This window comes from Nonomuraea sp. NPDC049421, from assembly GCF_040677005.1.
GTDB classification, from domain to species: Bacteria; Actinomycetota; Actinomycetes; order Streptosporangiales; family Streptosporangiaceae; genus Nonomuraea; species Nonomuraea salmonea.
In genome coordinates this window covers 109854-131019 of record NZ_JBFAQA010000002.1, presented here as the reverse complement: position 1 = coordinate 131019, position 21166 = coordinate 109854, and the positions used below count along the sequence as shown (strand labels likewise).

Here is a 21166-nt window from a genome sequence, read left to right as displayed (position 1 = left end):
GTCATGCGTGGCCGCCCTTGTGCGCGGGCTCGCGCGGCGGCGCGGTGAGCAGCCGGCCGATCTGCTCGACCACCTCGTTCATGTTGTGCGCCACGACGCCGACGTCGGCGTCGTCGCTCGCCACCACGGCGAGGTGCGCCCCCTCACCGGCCGGCACGACCACGAGCATGCCGCCGCCGAACTCCAGCAGCGCCTGCCCGAACCCGCTGCGGTCGCCGAACTCGCCCGAGGCGGCCAGCCCGAGGCTCTGGATGCCGGCGGCGATGGCGGCGAGCTGGTCGGCCTGGTCGGGATGGAGGCCGGGCGCGCCGGACATCGCCAGCCCGTCGCGCGACAGCACCAGCACGTGCCTGATCCCTGGGGTGTTGTCGCGCAGGTCGCCCAGGAACCAGCCGAGGTCGTGCTCGGCGGCACTCAAGGAATCTCTGGAGCTCATTGGTACGGCGGGGCTCGCGGGCGGGCCCCTTGCCTCCCATCGGTGATCGCGGCTGCGGGGAAGAGGTGAGGGTGGTGTGCCCGGGACGGCGGGTCGTCACGTGAGGTCGTCGTCCGCCGGGGACGTCCGCTGCCTGCGGAAGGCGGCCAGCCGGTCGGCGGCGGCCTGCGGGTCGCGCATCCGCGCCGGCGGCTGGGCGGGCAGCGGCTGCGCGGTGGCGAGGGTGCCGCCGCGCGGCCTCTTCGGCAGGTACGCGTCCGGCCCCTCGCCGGGCGGCGGCGCGGCGTGCCGGGCGGGCACGGGCTCCTCGGCGCGCGGGTCGAGGCGGCCCGGCGCGTCGTCGTCGACCGGCGGGTAGACGACGAGCTGGCGGGCGATGAGGACCACCACGCCGATGCCGCCCCTGGCCGACGGGCGGAAGCTGACCGTCAGCCCGTACTTGCCGGCCAGGCGGCCCACCACGGCGAGGCCGAGCCGGGTGCCCGACAGCGTGGTCAGGTCGAGGGGGCGGCTGATCAGGCTCTCGGCCAGGCGGCGCTCGCGGGTGCGCATGCCGAGGCCGCTGTCCTCGATGGTGACGACCACGCCGGCGTCCTCCTCCTCGACGTACACGTGCACGGCGGTGCCGGGCGGCGAGAACTTGGCGGCGTTGTCGATCAGCTCGGCGAGCGCGTGGATGACGCCCTCGGCGGCGTAGCCGACGACGGCGGCGGTGCTGGTGGAGTGGAGCTGGACGCGGCGGAAGGCGCCGATGCGGCCGGCCGCGCCACGCAGCACGCTCTCCATGGAGATGGGCTTGGTCCAGCGGCGCCCGGAACGGCCGCCGCTCAGCAGCGCGATGTTGTCGGCCAGGCGGCCCATCTGGGAGATGCGGTGGTCCATCTCCAGCAGGTGGGCGAAGACGGCCTCGTGCTCGCCGTACTCGTCCTCCAGCTCGCGCAGCCGGCCCAGCAGGCCGGTCACCTGCGCCTGGATGCGGGCGGCGGCCTCGGCGCAGGACGCCATGGCGGCGGCGCCCTGGCGGTTGCCGTCCTCCAGCTCGCGGGCGATCTCCTCCCACAGCCGCTGCACGGCCTTCTGGCTGGGCTGCAGCTCGTCGGGCAGCGCCGGCTCGCCCACGCCCTTGCCCGCGTGCAGCCGGGCGAGCAGGGCGGGCAGTTGCTCGTCCGCCAGCCTGCCCAGCTCGGCCTCCATGGCCGTGCACGCGGCCACGGCGGCGGCCCGCCGCTGCCGCTCCCCCTCCACGGTCTGCGCCAGCGACTGCACCAGCGCCTGGGTGGCCGGGTGGGACGGCTGGCCCATCTCGGCGAGCACGCCTGGCACGGTGGCGCCGTTCCTGATGCGGTGGCCGAGCGCGGGCAGGATCTCGTGCGTCAGGCGTTTCAGCTCCTCCTGCAGCAGGCTCGTGGCGGCGTCGGTACGGCGCAGCCGGTCGCGCGACTCGCGGGCGGTCGTCGAGCAATAGGCGGCGACCGCGACGGCGATCGAGAACAGCGCGACGGCGCCGCCGCTGCCCACTCCCACGAGCGTCTTGCCTTCCGCGGGGATCCTGGTGACGAGCCAGCCGCAGGCGGTGCTGGAAATGAGCGCCGCCGCGAGAAAGTACAGCAGGGCCCGCCCCATGGGCGAGGTCTGGAACCGCGGGCGTTTGGAGGCGTGTACTGACATCAATCAGGTCCTCGTGGGGTGTTGACGGCCAGGCACCGCAGGCGCATCGACCTGCCGATGCGGGGGACGGCAAGCCTTTTCCGGGATGTGCCGCGCGGTACTGTCCGCACGGGATCAGGTACAAACCGTAGCATCCCTGCAAATGGCGTGGACCCCTTAACGGCATTTCTTCAACGCCGATCCCAGGGAATGCGTCATCGTCGAATGTCATTCACATTCCTCGCCATTCCGTACGCCCTTCTGCGGCGTTTATGAATTTCTTTCGCCTTCCTCGCGAAGAGCTCTCGGAGGATCGCCATTCCGGATATTCCGGGCATTTCTCCCAAGATCCTTCACTTCTTGGCGAAAATCTTGTCAATAAGCGGGCGTGGCTGGTGTGAGGCTTGGTGCTTCAGGGAACAACACCGTGCGGCGCCGCCCCTCTGCTCACGCACGGGAAGGGGGCGGCGCCAAACCCGTCCCTACGCCGGGACATCCGCACGCCGCGCCCCGCACGCCGCGGCGTCGCGCCTGGCGCTGGCCAATAGCGCGCGGGCCGCCCGCACCGCGCAACCTGCGCCCACGCCATCGCGATCAACGCCTTGCACCTCTTGCATCCCTTGCGCCCCTCGCGCCCTGCACCCCGACGCCCGCCTCCGCCGCCCGCTCCAGCGCGGCACTACGGCCGCCCACCCGCTCCCACCTGGCCGAGTCGTGACAGAGACCCAGTCGTGACCTTTTCGTTACCAATTTCGGGTGATTGGCGGAGATTTGCGGGCATCCTTGATCTCGAAGTCCAGCAGAGGGCTTCGTCACACGCGAACTAAGCGTGCCTCTGCCTGGGCTTTTTGTGTTCTCAGGCGAGGCCGCCGCACCTTCTGGAGCAGCAGATGCCCGTCCTGAACCCCGCACTCGAGCAGTTCACCGCCGAAGAGCTCCTCCTCGAGCTGGCCGACCCCCAGATCTCCGAACTGCACGCCGTCCGCATCCGCGAGCGCCTGGTGGAGATGCACGAGGGACTGGTCAACGAGGTCACCCGCCGCTACCGCTACCGCGGTGAGCCGATGGAGGACCTGCGCCAGGCCGCGTACGTGGGCCTGATGAAGGCCGTCAACGGTTACGACCCCGAGCTCGGCCACGAGTTCAGGGGCTACGCCATGATCACGATGATGGGCGAGGTCAAGCGCCACTTCCGCGACCGTACGTGGGCGATCAGGGTGCCGCGCGTCTACCAGGAGCGGCGCATCGAGCTCAACAAGGCGACCGCCGAGCTGACCCAGACCCTCGGCCACTCCCCGACCGTGGCCGACCTGGCCGCGAAGATGGGCATCTCGGAGGAGGACGTCCTGCTCGCCCTGGAGGCCTCCACCGCGTACAGCACGCTCTCGCTGGACGCCCCCGTCAACAGCGGCGACGACGACGCGGCCGAGCTGAGCGACTTCCTGCCCGCGCAGGACGAGTCGCTCAACACCCTGCTCGACAAGCACGCGGTCAAGCCGCTCATCGACGCCCTGCCGGCCCGCGAGAAGAACATCCTGCTCATGCGCTTCTACGGCAACATGACGCAGTCGGAGATCGCCAAGGAGTTCGGCATCTCCCAGATGCACGTCTCCCGCATCCTGCGGGCCGTGCTGACCCAGCTGCGCACGGCCCTGTCGGAGTGAGGGCCGCAGGCGTCCAGAAGTCCGGCGTCCAGAAGTCAGAAGGCGAAGCCGCCAGGGCGGCCGTTGCGGTCGGCGATCAGCCCCGCCACGGTCGCCAGGGCGATCTCGGGAGGGGTGCGCGAGCCGATGTTGAGCCCGATCGGCCTGTGCACCCTGGCGATCTCCTCCGGCGCCACGCCCAGCTCGGTCAGCGCCCGTACGTGCGGGCCCTCGTGGCGCGGGCTGCCCATGATCCCGATCCACCGGGCCGGGGACTTGAGCAGGTCGCGCAGCACGGGCCCGATCTCGTCGCGGTGGTGGTCGGTGAGCACGACGTCGCAGGTGGCGTCGATGACGTCGTCCAGCCGGGCGACCGCGGGACGGTCGCCGGGATGCCGCCCCGGGTCGGGCTCGAAGAGCACCGTACGGAAGCCCAGCTCGTCCCCGAACCGCAGCAGATGCCCGGCCACGGGGGAGGCGAAGACGGCGACCAGCGTCCGGCCGGTCTCCTCAGCGGGGCCGGCGCCGTGGGCGACGTCGCAGGCCGGGTCCTCGTCGTGGATGTGCGTCATACCGGCAGTCTGACACGAGGCCCGCGGCCAGGGGAGGCCGCTCAGCCCGGGGTGTCGCCTCCGGATGGGTGCACGCGTTCCAGGCGGGTCCAGCCGGTCCAGCCGCGCCGTTTGAGCAGCTCGATCAGCCGGCGGGCAGGCGGCGCCGCGTCGAAGGCCAGCGTGTCCATCAGGTGGACGAGCTGCGGTTCGAGCCCGCCCTCGCCGAGATGCTCGGCTCCCTGCTCGTCGGCCAGCTCGGCGATGAACCCGGCCAGCTCGTCGGCCACCGCGACCAGCCGGGGGTCGTCGCCGGTGTGATCGAGCGCCCGGCCCAGCGCGAGGTAGAAGCCGATGAGCCGGGGATCGGCGAGCTGCTCGTGCTTGCGCGCCGTCCACCGCTCGACCCGTTCCGGTGAGTGCGCGGCCAGCAGGATCCAGCCGTCGCGCTCGACCCGCACGATCCGCTCGTCCACGCCGAGCCCCCGCAACCGGTCGAGGACGGCCACCACGCCGGCCGGCAGCGCCAGGCTGTCGCCCGCCGCCAGCCGGGCGATCCGCTCGCGGTGCCGCTGCCGCTGCCTGATCTCGGCGCGCAGCCGCCGGTCGATGTCGGCGACCGCCGCGGCGAACTCCTCGTCGCCGGCCCGCAGCAGCTCGCGTACGCGGGCCAGCGGCACCCCCGCCTCGGCCAGCGTCCTGATCCTGATCAGCTCGACCACGGCGGCGGCGTCGTACCTGCGGTAGCCGGAGCGGTCGCGGCGCGGCTCAGGCAGCAGGCCCTTGGCGTGGTAGTGGCGCACGGCCCGCACGGTCACCCCCGCGTACGAGGCCAGCTCACCGATGGTCAGCATCCGGCCAGTCTCCCATCACCCGGCTTTGCGGGCCGCCCGCATGCCGGTGTAGACGTACGGGGTGCCGTCGGGCAGCGTGCCGAACACCAGCGGCAGCCACGGCACGGCGACCGGCCCGAGCCCCGGCATGGCGAGCACGGTGTCCGACACCGCCACCAGGTCGGCCTCGATCGGCGCGGCGAAGCCGGCGTTGCCGCCGGTGAGCTGCCAGCGCACGCGCGGCCGTCCGTCCCGCTCGGTGATCGTGATGCGCACCCCGGCCCGCTCGTACGTGCCGGTCAGCGGCCCCACCTCGATCTCGGCCGGGTTCGGGCCTGGCGCGAACAGGCCGGGCATCCGCACCCCCGCCAGCTCGCCGAGCAGCTCCTGGAACAGGCCGGCGAACAGCTCGCCCGCCCGGCCCCCGTTCGTCAGCAGCGCGGCGGCGACCCCGCTGCCGGGCACCACCCGCAGGTAGGAGAACTGGCCGAGCGCCGCGCCGTCGTGGCCGAAGCCGGTGACACCGTCCCAGTCGTACAGCGCCCACCCGTGCCCCCAGGCGTCGGCCATGAACGACCACGTGTCCAGGCACTCGACGGCCCGGCTGCGCATGAGGGCGGCGGATCCGGCCGACACCACGGGCGTACCGCCGTCGAGGTGGGCCCGCGCGAACCGCACGAGGTCGCCGGCGGTGGCGAGGACGCGCCCCGACGGCCCCGCCGAGCGGGGCAGCAGGTCCCACACCGGCGCGGGCTCCGGCCAGGCGCCCGGCTCGCCGAGATGGCTCATCGCGGTACGGAAGCGCAGCGCCTCCTCCGGCAGCGTCATCGTGTGCGCCAGGCCGAGCGGCTCCAGCACCCGCTCGCGCAGGGCCGCGTCCCAGGTCTGGCCGGTGAGCACCTCGACGACGCGGCCGAGGAGGGCGTACCCGGTGCTGCTGTAGGAGATGACGGTGCCGGGCGGGCAGTCCTGGCCCGCGTCCGCGCAGGCCGCCACGTAACGGGCGAGGCAGTCGTCGCCGCGGCCGGTGTCGAGCGTGAAGTCGCCGGCGATGCCGCTGGTGTGGGTGAGCAACTGCCCGATCGTCACGCCGCGCGTGACGTCAGGGTCGGCGACGGCGAAGCCGGGCAGCACGTCGGCCACCCTCGTGTCCAGGCTCAGCAGCCCGGCGTCGGCGAGCTGCAGCACCAGCGTCGCGGTGTAGACCTTGGCGATGGAGCCGGCCTGGAACACCGAGTCGGCGGTCGCCGCCACGCCGGTCCCCCGGTGCAGCACGCCGCTCGCCAGCTCATGCAGCTCGCCGCCGGCCAGCACGGCGAGCGTCGCGCCCGGCACGTGGTGGCGGGCGCGCAGCGTGTCGAGCCGGTCCTGCCAGTACGCGTGATCGAATCCCATGGCGTCCCCCTGATCGTGGTCGTGGTGGCGACCATGGTGCAGGGTTGACGCAGGGTCAGGGTCAACCCTCGGCTTCGCTCAGGTCGTGGTCCACGAGGATGTCGATGAGCAGGCGGACGGGCAGGCCGGCCTCGGTCGGATAGCGGAAGTGCTGCTCCAGGTTGAGCCGGTAGTGGTTGCGCCGGCCGATGCGCTCGCGCTGCACGTAGCCGGCCTCGTAGAGGTCGGAGACGATGTTCTGGACGGCGCGCTCGGTGATGCCGATTCGCTCGGCGATGTCCCTGAGCCGCAGCTCGGGATCGCGGGAGATCTCCACCAGCACGCGGGCGTGGTGGGTGAGGAACGTCCAGGTGGACGGCCGGTTGTCCGCGGCGCTCAATGCCTCTCCTACGACCTCTCCGCCTGAGTGCGGGCGGGACGAGAACCCTTGTGGCAAAGATCTTATGACGAAAAGCCTTTCCTGTAACCGGGTTCGGCCGTAGCGTCATAGACGGAGGCAGTCGCCGCCCGCGTCCAGTGCCGTGTTCTCTTGGAGGTTCCCCTTCCATGCTCGCCGTTCACACTCGTCCCCCCGTCCGCTGAACACCGCTCGCGAGACCGCGGTGTCTCCTCTCACCGTCCACCGCCGGCCCTCGACCTTCGGCGTGCTCATCGCCGTGTCAGGCGAGCTGGACGCCACCAACGCCGGCCACCTGGAGCCGTTCGTCGCCCGCGAGCGCATGCCCGGCCGGCCGCTCATCCTCGACCTGGACGGGCTGACCTTCATGGACAGCATGGGCCTGCACGTGCTGCTGCGGGTGCACGCCGACGTGCGTCAGGAGGGCGGGACCCTGCACCTGGCCGCCGTGCAGAACCTGCCCGCCCGGATGCTGCAGCTCACCGGGGTGTGGGACGTCCTCAACATCCACGCCGACGTGCACGAGGCCGCCATGGCCCTGGCCACCGGCCGGCTGCGCCGCCCGTCCTGACCCTAGTGCCGGTGCGGCGGGCCCGACCGGTGCGCGGCGAGCAGGTCGAGCCCGAAGTCGCCGTCCGGGTCGCGCCACACCGAGTGCGCGTGGTTCGCGCCGCGCTGCGTGTTGTCGTACTCGATGAGCAGGCGCGGCCCCGACAGCCGGTAATAGTGCGGCTCCCCCGGCTCGACGGCGCCCGCCCACCCGAAGCGCACCTGGTCGAGGTGGTCGTCGGCGAGGTAGTGACGCCGGTACGCCGCCGCCACCGGCTCGGGTGCGCGGCCGGTGTAGGCGTCGAGCAGGGCGCGCAGCACCTCGCACTGAGCGGCGGTAAGATCGGCGGCCGGCAGCCCGCGCGGCTCGCGGGTGAGCGCCATCGCCGCGTGATCGTCCTCAGTGTAGCCGGAGCCGCGCTCGGCGGTCTCGTCGATCCTGGCGGCCTGCGCGGCCAGCCGCGGCTCCCGCAACGGGCCGCGGAACAGCTCGGGGACGCGGATCATGCGGTCGCCCGGACGGACGCGGGCGCGGTTGCCCGAGACGATGTCGGAGATCGCGCGCGGGTGCAGCAGGGCCCGTGCCCGCTCCTCGCGGCCCAGGGAGGTCATGAGGTCGCGGGCGAGGTCCTCCGTACCGCCGAGCGGGCGCAGCGTGCCGCCGAGCAGCGGCGCCGTGGCGGGGTCCGCGCCAAGGAACGACGGGGTCGCGGCGGCGATCGTGCCGTCGTGGATCAGAACGTTCACCGACAGGTGGTGGCCGCCCACCCGCCAGCCCCACAGGCGCTCGCCCGGCCGGCCGAAGACGCGCACCCAGTACAGGCCGGGGTCGCGGCCCCGCTCCCTGCCCCAGTCGGTGCCCCAGCCCTCCACCGCGTCGAGCACGTTCTCCAGGCCGATCACGGTGCAGGCCGTGACGTACGCGGGCCGGCTCAGACCGCTCGCGAGCAGCCGCATGACCAGGCCCTGCCGCCGGGGGTCCAGCTCGTTCAGCGGCACGCCGCCGTGGTCGGTCGGGGTGTAGAACCAGCGGACGCGCTCCTCCTCCACGTCCTGGTCGCCGAACGGGGCCAGCATCGCCCGGGCGGCCGGTTCCTGGGGCAGCCCGTCGAGCAACTCGGCCGCGACGGCCGCCATCTCCGACACCAGCTCGCGTTCGGCGTCCTTCTCTGTCTCCATCGCGTCCATCCTGTCATCAAGCATGATCGGTACACGGGTATCCGATGGGAAGGCGGACTATGGCGACGATCGGCAGGACCACCCGGGGTGTGTACGCGATCGCGCCCGACGCGCATCTGCCGCTGATCAGGGACGAGCAGCGGGCCCGCGTGGGGCTGGCCGTGCGCAAGCACGTCATGTGGCGGCGCGGACTGCTCGCCTCCGACGCGCGGCAGGCCCCGGCGTACGCGCTCAGCGCGGCCGAGCGCGGCGAGATCGACCTGCTGCTGCGCCGGCTCGCCCGCCGCGACGACGCGGGCCAGGCTGCCCTGACGTCGCCGGTCAGCAGCGGGCGGCGGTGCCGTTCCCGGCCGGGCGGATGCCGCTGCCGACGCGTACGGCGTAGTAGTTCGACCGGAACCGGTCGAAGATCGTGTTGTCCTCCAGCTGCAGCAGCGCCTCGTCGGCCTGGCGCAGGGAGTTCCAGCTCCAGTTGTGGCTGCCGGTCCACACGATCTTCCGGTCGGGCACGCCGTAGTACTTGCCCTCCACGAGCAGGTACTTGGAGTGGATCCAGATCGGGTCGGCGGTGCAGTAATAGCGGACGTTGATCCCGTTGTACGCGCCCGTCGTCTTGACCAGCTCGTTCATCGACGACACCTCGGAGGCGCTGTCCTTGTTGTAGTTGACCGCCACCTCGACGTAGCAGCCCGCCCTGTCGAGGGCGAGCAGCTTCTGCGCCAGGTGCGTACGGCTGAAGATGCCCATCGCGACCCGCACGATCGTGCGGTGGGTGCCGTCCACCGTGCCGACCTCGCTGTTGCCGGTGCACGCCACGTGGTCGAGCACCGTGCTCAGGGTGTCCTCGGCCGGGTCGGTGGGGCTGCCGTTGCCCTCCTGGCGCGGGTAGAAGTGCACCTTGGCGGCGCCCGAGGTGACCGGCGGGCGGGTGTCGTAGTAGTTGTTGTCGACCCGGCGGTTCTTCAGGTCGGTGAAGTAGGCGGCGTAGGCGTTGTAGATGCCGGCGTTGCCGGCCAGCACCAGGGCGGAGTTCCAGCCCTTGAAGCCGTCGCGGCCGGTGTGCAGGTTGGCCGACGACTGCACCACGACGTTGTCGGTGCCGCCGGTGCGGGAGAACAGGAAGAACTTGTTGTGGTTCAGCGACTCCGACCCGTACAGCGGGCGGTCGCCGATGCAGCCACGGCCACTCGGGCACACCAGCACCCACGAGCTCTGGCCGGTGTCGGTGCCGAGCGCTCCCGCCAGCGCGGCCTGGATGGCCGTGCCCGCCATCTTCTTGTCGAAGACGACCTGGACGTTACGGCCGGCGTTCCTGGCCGCGATCAGGGCGTTGGGGATGGTGGCGTCGGTGGCGTAGTACAGCGACACGCGGATCGTGCTGCCGGGGTCGGCACCCTCGATGAGCCGCACGATCCGGTCCTGGATGGCGGAAGGGGCGCTGACCGGGTCGTTGAAGACGGCTTCCGTGGCGACGGCCGCGTGGGCGGGCGCCGTCGTCAGGGATAAGAGGGTGGCGGCGGTGGCGAGCAGGGCGAGGAGGCGGCGGAACAAGGGCTGTCCTTTCCCCGGCGACTATGAAGATCGCTCCATGACGCTAGCAGCGCACGCCGCCGCCGGCACCGCGTTCACGCGAGTCGTTCGTGGCGCGCTTCCGCTTTCGTGCGGCGCTTTCGTGCGGCGCTTTCGTGCGGCGCTTTCGTGCGGCGCTTTCGTGCGGCGCTTTCGTGCGGCGCTTTCGTGCGGCGCTTTCGTGCGGGCGCGGCCCTCAGCTCTGCCACCAGGCGAGCACCCGGAGGGCGCGCAGGGTGTTCCAGCGGCTCGGCAGCCCGACGCCCTCCTCGTACGCGAAGTGCACGCGTCCCGGGTGGACCCGGTCGAGCGGCCAGCGGCCGTCGGGCTGCCGCTTCGCCTCGACGATCTCCACGGCCCCCGCCATCCGGGGGTCCGGCGCGGCCCCCGACCGGCGGAAGTAGTCGAGCGCGCGCAGCACGTCGTGCCGCCAGTAGTAGGGGAAGGCGAACTCAAGGAACGCCGGGTCGGCCACCTCGCCGGTGCTCCTGCGCCGGAACAGGCCACGCTCCAGCAGGTACTCCTCCCCCGCGCGGCGCGCCTCCCGCACCTTCCCGTCGGCGTCCGTCGCGCGCTCGTACTCGAGCAGGCCGTCCAGCACGCCGAGCGTGGTGTGGAACGACGAGCGCACGGAGCCGTTCTCCGCCTCGCAGTTCCAGCCGCCGTCCTCCAGGCGCTCGGTCAGCAGGCGCGCGACGATCGCCGAGACGTCCACTCCGAAGTAGGCGCCGGCCTCGACCGTCCTGCCGTTGATGCACGGCTCGACCTCGCCGTCGAAGTAGCGCTGCCCGGCATGCTCCCACCGGCCGTGCTCGCCGACCAGCGCGACCGCCTGCCTGGCCTGCGGCGACCGCGGGTCGAGCCCGAAGATCTGCAGGGTCTGCAGGGTGTGCATGGTCGTCGTCCAGGGCTGACCCGGCTCGCCGCCGGTGTAGCCCTTGGGGAAGCAGGCGCCGCCGTCCCACATCCCGTCGGCGCCCTGCAGGGCCAGCAGCCTGGCCCCCCAGCCTTCCGTGGCCACGCGTTCCCGCTCGGCGGCGACCTCTTCCTGCGCGGCGCCGGTGAGGTCGCGCAGCACCTGCCAGCGGATGGCGGGGTCGGAGTCGAGCAACCAGCCGATCACGTCCATCGCCGCACCGTACGCCAAGCGGGGACCGCTATCAATGGGCATCCCGTACGCGGGGTAGATTCGGTCGCCCGGCACCGATGAATTCTTCGAACAGCGGAGGTCTCCATGGGCATGACGACACACCTGCTCAAGACTGACGAAGCCGATCTGGCCTACGACGTCCACGGCCCGCTGCCGGCCGAGGGCGGGCACCGGCCGCTGTTCATGATCGGCCAGCCCATGGACGCCAGTGGGTTCAGGGCGCTCGCCGCGCGCTTCACCGACCGTACGGTGATCACCTACGACCCGCGCGGCCTCGGCCGCAGCGTCCGCAAGGACGGCCGCGACGACCACACCCCGCAGACGCAGGCGGGCGACGTCCACGCGATCATCGAGGCCGTCGGCGGCCCGGTGGACATGTTCGCCAGCAGCGGCGGCGCGGTGACCGCACTGGCCCTCGTGACCGCCCACCCCGGCGACGTGCACACCCTGGTGGCGCACGAGCCGCCGGTCCTGCCGCTGCTGCCCGACGCCGAGGCCGCCCTGCGCGCCCGCGCCGGGGTCAAGGAGGCGTACGACGGCAAGGGCTGGGGCGCCGGCATGGTGGCCTTCATGGGGATGACGTCGTGGCAGGGCGAGTTCACCGACGACTACTTCGCCCAGCCCGCCCCCGACCCCGCCGCGTACGGCATGCCGACGGAGGACGACGGCTCCCGCGACGACCCGCTCCTGTCGGAGCGCTCGTGGGCGGTCAGCGACTACCGCCCCGACACCGCCGCCCTGCTCGCCGCCCCCACCCGCGTGGTGATCGCGGTCGGCGAGGAGTCGACCGGCATCCTCACCGCCCGCACCGCCGAAGCCCTTGCCACCCTCCTGGGCCAGAAGGCCACCGTCTTCCCCAGCCACCACGGCGGCTTCCTGGACGGCGAGTTCGGCTACGCCGGCCAGCCAGACGCCTTCGCCGTCCGGCTCCGCGAAGTCCTCGACTCCGCCTGACCTCCGACTCCCCACGGCGAGCCTCCTCCCCCTGAGAGGAGGCTCCCCCTGGCACGGGCACGCGACGCTGCATCCCCGCTTGAGCCGAGCCGCCGGGCGAGGGCTCTCCCCCTGGCAAAGGCCGGAAGCCGAGACCCTCCCCACCTGAGCTAGACCACACGCCGGCCACCTCCCGCCTGGCACCGGCCACCCGGCGGGAGGCACGGCACTCCCCTCGCCGCGCAGGAAGTCGAACGGCAGCGCGAACAGCACCGCCGGGGAGGCCGCGACGGTCAGGCCGCTGGACAGGACGGTGCGGCCGGCGTGCTCGACGCCCCGCCGCGCGGCCTGAGACGCCGGGCCTGCCCCCATCGGCCGCACCCGTGCGTTGACTTTCCGTGTTGGAAAGTGATTGACTTTCCAACATGGAAAGTCATGGTGCCGACGGTTTGGCCGCCATTGCGAGCGTGCGTGCGGCGCTGGCCGATCGGCTGGTCACGCCGTGGTGGTATCACCCCGGCTTCGCGGCGCTGCTGGGCGGGTGCGTGCTCGCCCTCGGGCTCGGCGACGTCTTCGTCAAGATCGGCGGTTTCCTGCTGCTGATCGCGTGCAGCGCCCTGCTGGCCCGCGCCTATCGCCGGATGACCGGTGTCTGGGTGTCCGGGTACGAAGCCGGGCAAGCCGGCCGGTGGCTCGGCATGCTGGGCGTGCTCACCGGCCTGACGTTCGTCGGAGCGCTCGCGGCCGGGGCGGTGAGCGGCCTGCAGTGGCTTGTCTACGGCCTGGCCGTGGTCGAGTGCGCCGGCACCGTCGTGCTGTGCCGGCGGTTCGACACCGAGCTTCGCGCGGGCCTCAGGGCGGGCGCATGACCGGGCGGTTCGATGAGATCGTGCACGCCCCGAACCGCCTGCGCATCTGCGCCCTCCTCGCCGCGTCCTCCAGCGCCGAGTTCGGGATGCTGCGCGACGTCCTCGGCGTGGCCGACTCGGTGCTCAGCAAGCATCTCAAGGTGCTGCAGGAGGCCGGCTATCTGACGATCTCGAAACCGACCGGCCGTGGCCGGGTCCGCACCTGGGTACGCCTCACGCCGGAGGGCCGCCGCGCCTACGCCGACCACGTCGAGGCCCTCAAAGCCCTCTTCGACACCCCAGCCGAAGCGACCTCGCCCGCCGGGTCGTCCCCCGAGCCCGGACGGCGCCGGTGACGATCACCTCCACCGGCCCCACCGCTGCCGCCCTGCCCTGACCAGATCCGCCGGCGCGAGCGCATGGCGCGCCCCATGGGAAGTGGGGGCCGCTGTCGTGCTGTCCCGCGCCCGGACAGCGTGACTCCACACCGTCCTGTCCATCCCGACCCCTGAGGTCTCTCATGACGAGCAACGCCATGCCTCCGACCGCCCGAAAGACGGCCACCGTCAAGAACCGGATCACGACGGTCGAGCAACTCGAAGCGATCATCGGGCGTCCGTCCGCGATGGTACGGAAGAAGGAACTCGCCGAGCTGGACGACGCCTGCCGCGACATGCTGGCCGTCGCGTCACTCGCCGGCTTCGGCCACCTCGACGCTGACGGCCGCCCCCGGACGACGGTGATCGGCGGCTCGCCGGGCTTCGCCCGCCCCGAATCACCCACCCGCCTCGCCATCGCCACAGACCTGGACGTGACAGGGCCCGTCTCGTTCGTCTTCCTGATGCCCGGCGTCGGCGAGACCCTGCGCGTGAACGGCACGGTCGCCGAACGGACACCCGGCCGCCTGGTCATCACCGTCGAACAGGCATATGTGCACTGCGCCCGCGCAATCCTCCGCTCCCGCTTGTGGAGCCCCTCAGGCCAGCAGCGGCTCACCACCGACGACCCCGCTCAGCGGGGCAAGGACGCTCCCGGCCAACCGGCGGCTGACCCACCGCCAGAGGCCGTGGGCGATCACCTACGGCCACCGGCTCACGCAGGAGCCGCAGGGCAGCAGCCTGCGGATGCGGAAGATCCCGGCGGCCCGTTGTCAGAGCCCGGTGTCCGTGAGGTGCTGGCGGCGACGCCGTTCCTTGTCCTGTCCTCCTGGGACGGCGAAGGAAGTTGTGACACGAGTCCGCGCGGCGACGTGCCCGGATTCCTACGAGTAGTGGACGGGCACACACTCGCCGTCCCCGACCGCCGGGGCAACAAGCGCGCGGACACCCCCCGCAACCTCCTCACCGACGGCCGGTTCTCGGCAGCCGCGCTGGTGCCGGGGAGCACCGACGTACTGCATCTCAGCGGCACCGCCGTACTGACCGGCGACCCGGACCTGCTGGCAGGCATGGCGCAGGGCAGCGCCGTGCCCCAGCTCGCCCTGGTCGTCACCGTGGAACAAGCCGAGGTACGCCACAACCGGGCCCTGGCCGACGCGAACATCTGGGACGCGTCCGGACATGCCGACGACGCCACGCGCACCGAGCTGATGGCCTCGGCGACGCGGCAACTCGCCGCGAAGACACCCGCCCTGCGCGGCCTCGCGAAGCTGCTCGCCGTCTTCGCGCGGCTGCTCCGGCGCGCCATCGACGCCACCTACCGGCGGGCCCTGCGCAAGGAGGGCTACGACCTGCCAACCCCTGATACGGCGACCGGTGCGAGCGACCGGCGCGAACGGCAGAACGGCTGAGGCCGCCAAGACCCCATCAGGGTGCACCACCCAGCCCAGGACCGCCGGCCTGGCCGGGCCCGCCATCTTGCCCAGAAGCGCCGCCCTGCCCGGCGTTGCCGCCATCCGTGCGGCCGGAGGGGGCGCACCTGCCCTTGCAGTAGCCGTTGGCGAGGATCAGGCGTCCGCGCGCCACCGTGTAGGCCCCGGCCGGCACCCCCACCAGGACTCCCCGGCAGACGGTGCAGACGAGCGGCTGATCGGCGCCGGCCGGGGTGGCGAGGTCCGGCGGGCCGTGGCTCGCTTCGGGGGCGACGGGGGTGGCGGGGGTGACGTCGGCGGAGGTGGGGGCCGGGGTGGGGGCCGGGGTGGGGGCCGGGGTGGGGGCGGCGGGGTTGGACATGGCGATGCCGGCTGGTGACTCGGTCATGCGGTCACTCTGCCCAACGCCACCGACAAATCTCCTCCGGAGCATCTCCTTTTCCCGGCGACCCCGTCATCCGACGCGGACCTCCCGTACGAATGTCCCGCGAACCACACGGCATGCAGGAAGCAGGACACCGAAGTACGGGGAGAGGCCATGAAGAAGACGATCACCGCTGTGCTGGCCGGGGGCGCGCTGCTGCTCACCGCATCGCCCGCGCTCGCCGAGACCGCCGGGCCCACGCTGGGCCCCTACGGCTACGGCACGGTCAAGCTCGGCATGAGCGCGGCGAAGGCCAGGGCCACGGGGAGGATCATGCTCAAGCGGCGGGTGGGGGCGTTCGGCTGCGCGGGCTATGACCTGCGGGCGTTCCCGACCGGACGGAACAACGTGGGCGTCTACGTCTCGAAGCGCGTCGGCGTGGCCGTGATCCTGGCGCGCAAGGGCATGCGTACGCCGCGCGGCATCGGACTCGGCTCCACGATGAGGCAGGTCAAGAGGGCGTACCCGGGGCTGAGGACGGCGCCGAGCGGGTTCCGGTTCGTGACGGTGCCCGGCAACCCGCGCGCGTACTACGCGTTCCTGCAGTCCAAGGGCAAGGTGCGCCAGCTGGTGCTGGCCCTCGACCGCCAGGACTGCGTCAACTGACGACGCGGCGGCCGGGCTCGCGCCCCCCGAGCACGGCATCACGGGTGGAGGCTCACGTGGGCACTCTCAGGGGCTCGAGGGCGGCCAGGACGAGGTCGAGGCCGAAGGTGAATTCCTCCGCCGGGTCGTAGCCGGCAGCGGCGAGCACCGCGGCGGACTCGTTGAGGTAGGGAAACTCGTCAGCAGGAAGCTGGGGCAGATAAACGTCCTCGGTCATGTCCGCGAACTCATCGGCGGTGTCGAACGGCAGGCTGGCTTCCTGCAGTGCGAAACCGTAGACATAGCTGTCGAGCAACCAGTTGGCGTGCGTCGCCATCAAGACCGGGAAGCCGGCCCTTCGCAGGCAGGCGGTGACCGCTTCGCGGTGGCGGAGGTTCGCGGGCCCCGGCGATGTCCGCGACTCCATCAGGCCGATCGCCCACGGGTGGCGTGCGAGGACCTGCCGGGCGGATACCGCCCGGCGTCGCATCGCCGACTGCCAGTCGGTCTCTTCGGGCGGGAGCTCGATCTCCTCGAACACGACGTCGATCATGGCGTCCAGCAGCTCCTCCTTGCTCGCCACGTAGTAGTAGAGCGACATCGCGCCCGCGCCGAGCGCGCCGGCCAGCCGGCGCATGCTCAGCCCTCCGACCCCCTCGCGGTCGGCGAGCCGGACCGCCTCGGCCACCACCCGTTGCTTGCTCAGCGCCCCGTCCGACGCCGCCTGGCGTTTTTCCCTCGCAGCCACGGGTCTCCTCTCGCTCGCTCGAGCGCCTTGACAGTCGTCTAGCGCACGGTCCTGGTACAGCGTACTATTCGTAGTACATCGTACGACGTACGATGTACGAACCAGCGAGAATCGCAGCTCGGACCTGCAAAGGCTGCTGCGGGGAATCGAACAGCGATCGAGTCGTCCGAGGTCCGGGCTACCGCTGCCCGGTCGAGGCGAGGTGCTCGTCCAGGTGGGCGCGGCCTCGGTACATCCCTGGCGCCACTCCGGCGGAGGGACCGCTCCTCTCGAAAGAAGAACCGATGACCATCCGAACGAAAACCCCGAACCTGCTCGACGACCCGCCGGTCCCCGTGCAGGCCAAGCTCGCCGCCGCATGGACCAGCTTCATGTTCCTCTACATCTACGTCGACTACTTCGCCCTCTACAAGCCCGGCGTCATCGACGACCTCCGCGCCGGCGTCGTCTTCGAGTTCGACATCAGCCCGACGTTGTTGACCATGATGCTCGCGTCCGTGGCGATCCCGGCCCTGATGGTGATGCTCTCCATGGCGCTGCCCGCGCGGGCGAACCGCGCCACGAACCTCGTCGTCGCATCGCTCTGCATCCCCTACTCGGTGTTCAACGCGGCAGGGGAGTCCTGGAACTGGGCCTCCTTCTACGCCCTCTCCATCGGAATCGAGGTGCTGCTCCTGGCCTTCATCCTGCGCTCCGCCTGGACCTGGCCTCGAACCCCCGCCGTCCAAGCCGCTCCCGCGACGACCGGCCTTCGACAGGACCTCCGACAGTAGGGGTCCGGGTAAAGCCCGGTATACGCAAAGAGCCGGTATCTCCCGACGGCTCCCGGGACCAGCGGACGTGACCGCCTCCCGCACGTCTCAACGGTGCGAGGCTTTGTGACATTCGTCAGGTTCGTACGGGTGAGCTGCTGGTTAGGGTGGCTGGCATGAAGGCCCGGTTCTGGACCTCCGTTTATCTCGTCGTCCTGGTGTGGCCGATTCCCGGGTTCCTCGTCTCTGGGCCGTCCCCTGCCGGGATCGTGGCGGTGGTGGCGGGGGTGGTGGGGTTCGCCGGGCTTTATCTGCGGGTCGCGTGGACGGCGCTGGAGCGGCCGCATGGCAACGCCACCCCGTACGCGCTGATCCTGCTGTACGCGGTCGCGGCGGCGATGACGCCGGCACTGGGCGTGATGTGGGTGTTCGCGACCTCGTTCTTCCTCATCACGGCGGTCGCCACGGCGCTGCCCGAACGGGCCCTGCCGACGGCGGCGGGCGCGACGATCGCGGCGGGCACGGCCGCTCTGCCGCTGCTCGGCGAGTCGCCGGCGGAGCTGTGGTGGATCCCGCTGCAGGCGGCGGTGTTCACCGCGGCCATTCGCGCCTTCCTCCGGCTGAACGCCGCCAACCGGGCGCTGAGCGAGGCCAACGTCAAGGTGGAACGGCTGGCGGTGGACAACGAGCGGCTGCGGTTCGCCCGCGACATGCACGATCTTCTCGGCCACAGCCTGGCGGTCATGACGGTGAAGAGCCAGCTCGCCACCCGGCTGGCCGACGCCGACCCGGCACGGGCCAGAGCCGAGATGGAGCAGGTGGAGGAGCTGTCGCGGCAGGCGCTCGCCGAGGTGCGCGAGGCGATCTCGGGCTACCGGGAGCTGTCGCTGCCCGACGAGCTGGACGGCGCGCGCCGCGCCCTCGGCACCACCGGTGTCCGGCTGGAGGTGGCGGCCGGGCCGCTCCCCCCGGCCGCGGAACCCGTGCTGGCCTGGGTGGTCAGGGAGGGCACGACGAACGTCGTCCGGCACAGCGGCGCCCGTACCTGCCGGATCAGGCTCGGCGTGGCGGACGGGGAGGCGTACGCGGAGGTGCGTGACGACGGCCGGGGACCGGAGGCCGCAGCCGACGGGTGCGGCGGCAACGGCCTGCGCGGCCTCGCCGAGCGCATCGAGGTCGCGGGCGGCACCCTCACCGGCGGCCCCGCGGAGGACGGCGGCTTCCTGCTCGGCGCGCGCATCCCGGTGCCCGGCACCGCGCCACTCGACCGCGCCTGCCCAGCGGACCTGTCGTGATCCGCGCGTCCCGTGGGGGGCGGGTCCAGCCGCCGGTCCGCACCGCTCCCAGGGATCCGTCATGATCCACGTCCCGCCGTCCGGCGGCGTGTCGCTCACTTCGCCTTCAGGGGGTCGCCGTGATTCGTGTGCTGCTGGCCGATGATCAGCATCTGGTCAGGGAGGCGTTGGCGGCGTTGCTGGGGCTGGAGGAGGGAATCGAGGTGGTCGGGCAGGTCAGCCGGGGGGACGAGGTCGCGGGGGCGGTGGAGCGGTGCCGGCCTGACGTGGTGCTGCTCGACATCGAGATGCCGGGGCTGGACGGGCTGACCGCGGCGGGCCTGCTGGACGGCGTCAAGGTGATCATTCTGACCACGTTCGGCCGGCCGGGGTATCTGCGGCGGGCGAAGGACGCGGGCGTGGCCGGGTACGTGCTCAAGGACGCCCGAGCCGGTGAGCTGGCCGACGCGGTACGCCTGGTGCACGCCGGTGGCCAGGTCTTCGACCGCGGGCTCTCCGCCGCCAGCCTGTCCATCGGCGCGAACCCGCTCACCAGCCGCGAACGGGACGTTCTCCGCGCTGCCGCCGAGGGCGGCACCATCGCCGACATCGCGGGACGCCTCTACCTGTCCGACGGCACCGTACGCAACTACCTGTCGTCGGCGATCGGGAAGCTGGGCGCGCGCAACCGGGCCGAGGCGGCGCGTGCCGCGGAGGCCAGAGGCTGGCTCTGACGACCGCGGCACCCCCTGACGATCGTCACTACCGGCCCGATCCGGCGCTCGCGAGGCTGGAGACATGCTGAAACGTGTCGCGCCCGCCATCGGGCTCTTCTTCCTCTCGCCGCTGGCCGGCGAGTTCCTGCTGGGCAACCTGCCCATCACCATGCTGCCGGCGCTCGTGGCGCTGGCCCCGCTGTACGGCGGCGGCGCCCTGCTCATCCGCGAACTGGCCAGGCGCACGGGCGCCGGCTGGCCGGGCATCGTCCTGCTGGCGCCGGCGTACGCGCTGATCGAGGAGGGCCTGGTCACCCGCTCCCTGTTCGCCCCGAGCTTCGCGGGGATGGACCTGACCGCTCAGGCGTGGATTCCCGGGGTCGAGATGAGCGCCTGGTGGGCGAGCTTCGTGCTCGGCGGCGTGCACGTCGCGGGCAGCGTCTGCGCCCCGATCGCGGTCATGGAGGCGCTGGTGCCCGCCAGGGCGTCGGAGCCGTGGCTGCGCGTGCCCGGCCTGGTGGGGGCGGGGGTGCTGTTCGTGCTGGGCGCGGTGATGGCCTCCGCCTTCGATCCGGGGGCGTACGTGCCGTCGGTCGCGCAGGTCGTGGGCGTGCTGGTGGCGGTGGCGCTGCTCGCGTTCGTGGCGCTGCGCCGCAGGACGGCGGGGACGGACGCGGGCCAGGCGCCGGGGCCGTGGCCGGTGCTCGGCTGCTCGATGGCGGCGGGCGCGGTGTTCTGGCTGGCGAACCTGGCCTCCGGAGCGATCGGCGCGTGGCCGACGGTGGCGATCAACCTGGTGGTGTACGCCGTCGTCTGTGCCCTGGTGGTCCGCTGGTCTCGCCGATCGGGCTGGGGCCTGCGCCAAACGTTCGCGCTGGGGGCGGGAAGCATGCTCACGTACGCCTGGCACGGTTTCCTGCAGCCGCCGGCCGTACCGGCGGCGCCGGCGGCCGACCTGGTGGGCAACGCCGTCTTCGCCGTGGCCGCTGTCGCGCTCCTGGCGGTGATCGCCGCCCGCCTGCGGACGAGCGTCATGGAGCTCAGCTGACGTCGGCCCCCTTGCGCGTCAGGCCCTGGCCGGTGCCGACACCGCACAGCAGGGTGTCGACCACGCGGGTGGCGGCGGCGTCGATCTCGCACTCGCGCATCCGCGCCGCCACCCCGATCAGCGCGTAATAGACCCACTTGGCCCAGGCCAGGTCCGCGCCGGCGCGCAGCACGCCGTCGTCCTTGGCCCGCTGGAGCAGGCGGTCGCAGCGCAGCTCCACCTCGGCGTGCGCCCAGGCGGGCTCGCTGCCGCCGGGCCTGTCGAGCTCGAGCGCGAACGGCCACCGCCGTTTGACCCGCAGCACGTTGACCGTGACCTGGTAGAGCGCGACCAGCGGCGGGGTGGTCTCGGGGTGTGCGGCCTCCACGGCCGCGCCGAACTCGCGGGCCGCCACCGCGGCCAGCGCCTCCAGCAGCGCCTCGCGGGAGGCGAAGCGGCGGTGGACGGTCGTGCGCGCCACCCCGGCCGCCTCGGCGACCTGCTCCATGCTCGCCGCCGGGTCCGCGGCGAACACCCGCTCCGCGGCCTCCAGGATCGTGCGTACCGTGCGCTCGGCGTCGGAACGCAACGCCCGGGTCGTCCCACTCACGCCCAGAAGAATACGTGATTGCTCCGATTACGCGCGAACTTGCAACAAATCTGTGCAAGATCTATGGTCGTCGCAACGACATTGATGCGA

23 protein-coding genes are annotated in these 21166 nt (G+C 72.2%); 11 read left to right on the top strand and 12 right to left on the bottom strand.

Features of this window, described 5'->3' with window-relative positions:
• Nucleotide 1: 1 nt before the first annotated feature.
• Nucleotides 2-418, bottom strand: coding sequence for a roadblock/LC7 domain-containing protein (locus AB0K18_RS04205; protein WP_364573843.1), 417 nt, complete (start codon nt 416-418; stop codon nt 2-4).
• 114 nt (nt 419-532) lie between these two features.
• Nucleotides 533-2104 (bottom strand): ATP-binding protein, encoded by a 1572-nt coding sequence (locus tag AB0K18_RS04200; RefSeq protein WP_364909569.1) that lies wholly within the window; start codon nt 2102-2104, stop codon nt 533-535.
• A gap of 869 nt (nt 2105-2973) precedes the next feature.
• On the opposite strand from AB0K18_RS04200, the gene AB0K18_RS04195 reads away from it, so the two are divergent.
• Nucleotides 2974-3747: a SigB/SigF/SigG family RNA polymerase sigma factor gene (locus AB0K18_RS04195; RefSeq protein ID WP_364909566.1), complete on the top strand. Its 774-nt coding sequence runs from the start codon at nt 2974-2976 to the stop codon at nt 3745-3747.
• 35 nt (nt 3748-3782) lie between these two features.
• Here the strand turns inward: AB0K18_RS04195 and AB0K18_RS04190 are convergent, their stop codons facing one another.
• From AB0K18_RS04190 to AB0K18_RS04175, 4 genes are all read right to left on the bottom strand, one after another.
• Nucleotides 3783-4298, bottom strand: a complete 516-nt coding sequence (locus tag AB0K18_RS04190) for an XdhC family protein (RefSeq protein WP_364909563.1) — start codon at nt 4296-4298, stop codon at nt 3783-3785.
• A 41-nt stretch (nt 4299-4339) separates the two neighbouring features.
• Nucleotides 4340-5131: a MerR family transcriptional regulator gene (locus AB0K18_RS04185; protein WP_364909560.1), complete on the bottom strand. Its 792-nt coding sequence runs from the start codon at nt 5129-5131 to the stop codon at nt 4340-4342.
• 15 nt (nt 5132-5146) lie between these two features.
• Nucleotides 5147-6505, bottom strand: a complete 1359-nt coding sequence (locus AB0K18_RS04180) for a serine hydrolase domain-containing protein (protein ID WP_364909557.1) — start codon at nt 6503-6505, stop codon at nt 5147-5149.
• A 61-nt stretch (nt 6506-6566) separates the two neighbouring features.
• On the bottom strand, nt 6567-6884 hold the full coding sequence (locus tag AB0K18_RS04175) for a winged helix-turn-helix domain-containing protein (protein ID WP_364909554.1): 318 nt from the start codon (nt 6882-6884) through the stop codon (nt 6567-6569).
• A gap of 223 nt (nt 6885-7107) precedes the next feature.
• Here AB0K18_RS04175 and AB0K18_RS04170 point away from each other — a divergent pair, with 223 nt between their 5' ends.
• A complete protein-coding gene (locus AB0K18_RS04170; RefSeq protein WP_364909553.1) occupies nt 7108-7473 on the top strand; it encodes an STAS domain-containing protein in 366 nt (121 codons plus the stop codon).
• A gap of 2 nt (nt 7474-7475) precedes the next feature.
• Here the strand turns inward: AB0K18_RS04170 and AB0K18_RS04165 are convergent, their stop codons facing one another.
• The 3 genes from AB0K18_RS04165 to AB0K18_RS04155 form a co-directional block, all read right to left on the bottom strand.
• Nucleotides 7476-8630 (bottom strand): DUF3500 domain-containing protein, encoded by a 1155-nt coding sequence (locus AB0K18_RS04165; protein ID WP_364909551.1) that lies wholly within the window; start codon nt 8628-8630, stop codon nt 7476-7478.
• 321 nt (nt 8631-8951) lie between these two features.
• Nucleotides 8952-10181 (bottom strand): phospholipase D-like domain-containing protein, encoded by a 1230-nt coding sequence (locus tag AB0K18_RS04160; RefSeq protein ID WP_364909548.1) that lies wholly within the window; start codon nt 10179-10181, stop codon nt 8952-8954.
• A 214-nt stretch (nt 10182-10395) separates the two neighbouring features.
• Nucleotides 10396-11328 (bottom strand): squalene cyclase, encoded by a 933-nt coding sequence (locus AB0K18_RS04155; RefSeq protein WP_364909545.1) that lies wholly within the window; start codon nt 11326-11328, stop codon nt 10396-10398.
• Between the two features lie 105 nt (nt 11329-11433).
• Between AB0K18_RS04155 and AB0K18_RS04150 the strand changes: the two genes are divergently transcribed.
• The 4 genes from AB0K18_RS04150 to AB0K18_RS04135 all read left to right on the top strand — a co-directional run bounded on the left by AB0K18_RS04150 (nt 11434) and on the right by AB0K18_RS04135 (nt 14919).
• On the top strand, nt 11434-12303 hold the full coding sequence (locus AB0K18_RS04150; protein ID WP_364909542.1) for an alpha/beta hydrolase: 870 nt from the start codon (nt 11434-11436) through the stop codon (nt 12301-12303).
• 428 nt (nt 12304-12731) lie between these two features.
• The gene (locus AB0K18_RS04145; protein WP_364909540.1) at nt 12732-13151 is read left to right on the top strand and encodes a hypothetical protein; all 420 of its coding nucleotides are present in this window, start codon (nt 12732-12734) and stop codon (nt 13149-13151) included.
• Nucleotides 13148-13486, top strand: a complete 339-nt coding sequence (locus tag AB0K18_RS04140) for a transcriptional regulator (protein ID WP_364909537.1) — start codon at nt 13148-13150, stop codon at nt 13484-13486. Before AB0K18_RS04145 ends, AB0K18_RS04140 begins: the two co-directional genes overlap by 4 nt.
• 164 nt (nt 13487-13650) lie before the next feature.
• Complete coding sequence (locus tag AB0K18_RS04135; protein WP_364909535.1) at nt 13651-14919, top strand: pyridoxamine 5'-phosphate oxidase family protein; 1269 nt, start codon at nt 13651-13653, stop codon at nt 14917-14919.
• Nucleotides 14920-14935: 16 nt separating this feature from the next.
• Here AB0K18_RS04135 and AB0K18_RS04130 read toward each other — a convergent pair whose 3' ends face one another.
• Entirely contained in the window at nt 14936-15328 is a 393-nt protein-coding gene (locus AB0K18_RS04130) for a hypothetical protein (protein ID WP_364909533.1), read from the bottom strand.
• A gap of 150 nt (nt 15329-15478) precedes the next feature.
• On the opposite strand from AB0K18_RS04130, the gene AB0K18_RS04125 reads away from it, so the two are divergent.
• Nucleotides 15479-15970, top strand: a complete 492-nt coding sequence (locus tag AB0K18_RS04125; RefSeq protein WP_364909530.1) for a hypothetical protein — start codon at nt 15479-15481, stop codon at nt 15968-15970.
• A 52-nt stretch (nt 15971-16022) separates the two neighbouring features.
• Here AB0K18_RS04125 and AB0K18_RS04120 read toward each other — a convergent pair whose 3' ends face one another.
• Nucleotides 16023-16697, bottom strand: a complete 675-nt coding sequence (locus AB0K18_RS04120; RefSeq protein WP_364909527.1) for a TetR/AcrR family transcriptional regulator C-terminal domain-containing protein — start codon at nt 16695-16697, stop codon at nt 16023-16025.
• Nucleotides 16698-16981: 284 nt separating this feature from the next.
• Between AB0K18_RS04120 and AB0K18_RS04115 the strand changes: the two genes are divergently transcribed.
• From AB0K18_RS04115 to AB0K18_RS04100, 4 genes are all read left to right on the top strand, one after another.
• Nucleotides 16982-17470 carry a DUF6326 family protein gene (locus AB0K18_RS04115; protein WP_364909525.1) on the top strand — a complete coding sequence of 163 codons (489 nt, stop codon included), beginning with the start codon at nt 16982-16984 and terminating at the stop codon, nt 17468-17470.
• Between the two features lie 155 nt (nt 17471-17625).
• Entirely contained in the window at nt 17626-18744 is a 1119-nt protein-coding gene (locus tag AB0K18_RS04110; RefSeq protein ID WP_364909522.1) for a sensor histidine kinase, read from the top strand.
• A 119-nt stretch (nt 18745-18863) separates the two neighbouring features.
• Nucleotides 18864-19457 (top strand): response regulator transcription factor, encoded by a 594-nt coding sequence (locus AB0K18_RS04105; protein ID WP_364909519.1) that lies wholly within the window; start codon nt 18864-18866, stop codon nt 19455-19457.
• A 64-nt stretch (nt 19458-19521) separates the two neighbouring features.
• Nucleotides 19522-20487 (top strand): hypothetical protein, encoded by a 966-nt coding sequence (locus AB0K18_RS04100; protein ID WP_364909517.1) that lies wholly within the window; start codon nt 19522-19524, stop codon nt 20485-20487.
• Here AB0K18_RS04100 and AB0K18_RS04095 read toward each other — a convergent pair.
• Nucleotides 20480-21076, bottom strand: coding sequence for a helix-turn-helix domain-containing protein (locus AB0K18_RS04095; protein WP_364909515.1), 597 nt, complete (start codon nt 21074-21076; stop codon nt 20480-20482). The genes AB0K18_RS04100 and AB0K18_RS04095 overlap by 8 nt on opposite strands.
• Nucleotides 21077-21166: the final 90 nt, after the last annotated feature.

Bases quoted from the DNA above. Each gene is read 5' to 3' on its own strand.
- AB0K18_RS04115 (WP_364909525.1), top strand. From the start codon at position 16,982: ATGACCATCCGAACGAAAACCCCGAACCTGCTCGACGACCCGCCGGTC.
- AB0K18_RS04135 (WP_364909535.1), top strand. From the start codon at position 13,651: ATGACGAGCAACGCCATGCCTCCGACCGCCCGAAAGACGGCCACCGTC.
- AB0K18_RS04185 (WP_364909560.1), bottom strand. From the start codon at position 5,131: ATGCTGACCATCGGTGAGCTGGCCTCGTACGCGGGGGTGACCGTGCGG.
- AB0K18_RS04150 (WP_364909542.1), top strand. From the start codon at position 11,434: ATGGGCATGACGACACACCTGCTCAAGACTGACGAAGCCGATCTGGCC.
- AB0K18_RS04195 (WP_364909566.1), top strand. From the start codon at position 2,974: ATGCCCGTCCTGAACCCCGCACTCGAGCAGTTCACCGCCGAAGAGCTC.
- AB0K18_RS04155 (WP_364909545.1), bottom strand. From the start codon at position 11,328: ATGGACGTGATCGGCTGGTTGCTCGACTCCGACCCCGCCATCCGCTGG.
- AB0K18_RS04190 (WP_364909563.1), bottom strand. From the start codon at position 4,298: ATGACGCACATCCACGACGAGGACCCGGCCTGCGACGTCGCCCACGGC.
- AB0K18_RS04110 (WP_364909522.1), top strand. From the start codon at position 17,626: ATGAAGGCCCGGTTCTGGACCTCCGTTTATCTCGTCGTCCTGGTGTGG.
- AB0K18_RS04125 (WP_364909530.1), top strand. From the start codon at position 15,479: ATGAAGAAGACGATCACCGCTGTGCTGGCCGGGGGCGCGCTGCTGCTC.
- AB0K18_RS04130 (WP_364909533.1), bottom strand. From the start codon at position 15,328: ATGACCGAGTCACCAGCCGGCATCGCCATGTCCAACCCCGCCGCCCCC.
- AB0K18_RS04180 (WP_364909557.1), bottom strand. From the start codon at position 6,505: ATGGGATTCGATCACGCGTACTGGCAGGACCGGCTCGACACGCTGCGC.
- AB0K18_RS04200 (WP_364909569.1), bottom strand. From the start codon at position 2,104: ATGTCAGTACACGCCTCCAAACGCCCGCGGTTCCAGACCTCGCCCATG.
- AB0K18_RS04140 (WP_364909537.1), top strand. From the start codon at position 13,148: ATGACCGGGCGGTTCGATGAGATCGTGCACGCCCCGAACCGCCTGCGC.
- AB0K18_RS04165 (WP_364909551.1), bottom strand. From the start codon at position 8,630: ATGGAGACAGAGAAGGACGCCGAACGCGAGCTGGTGTCGGAGATGGCG.
- AB0K18_RS04100 (WP_364909517.1), top strand. From the start codon at position 19,522: ATGCTGAAACGTGTCGCGCCCGCCATCGGGCTCTTCTTCCTCTCGCCG.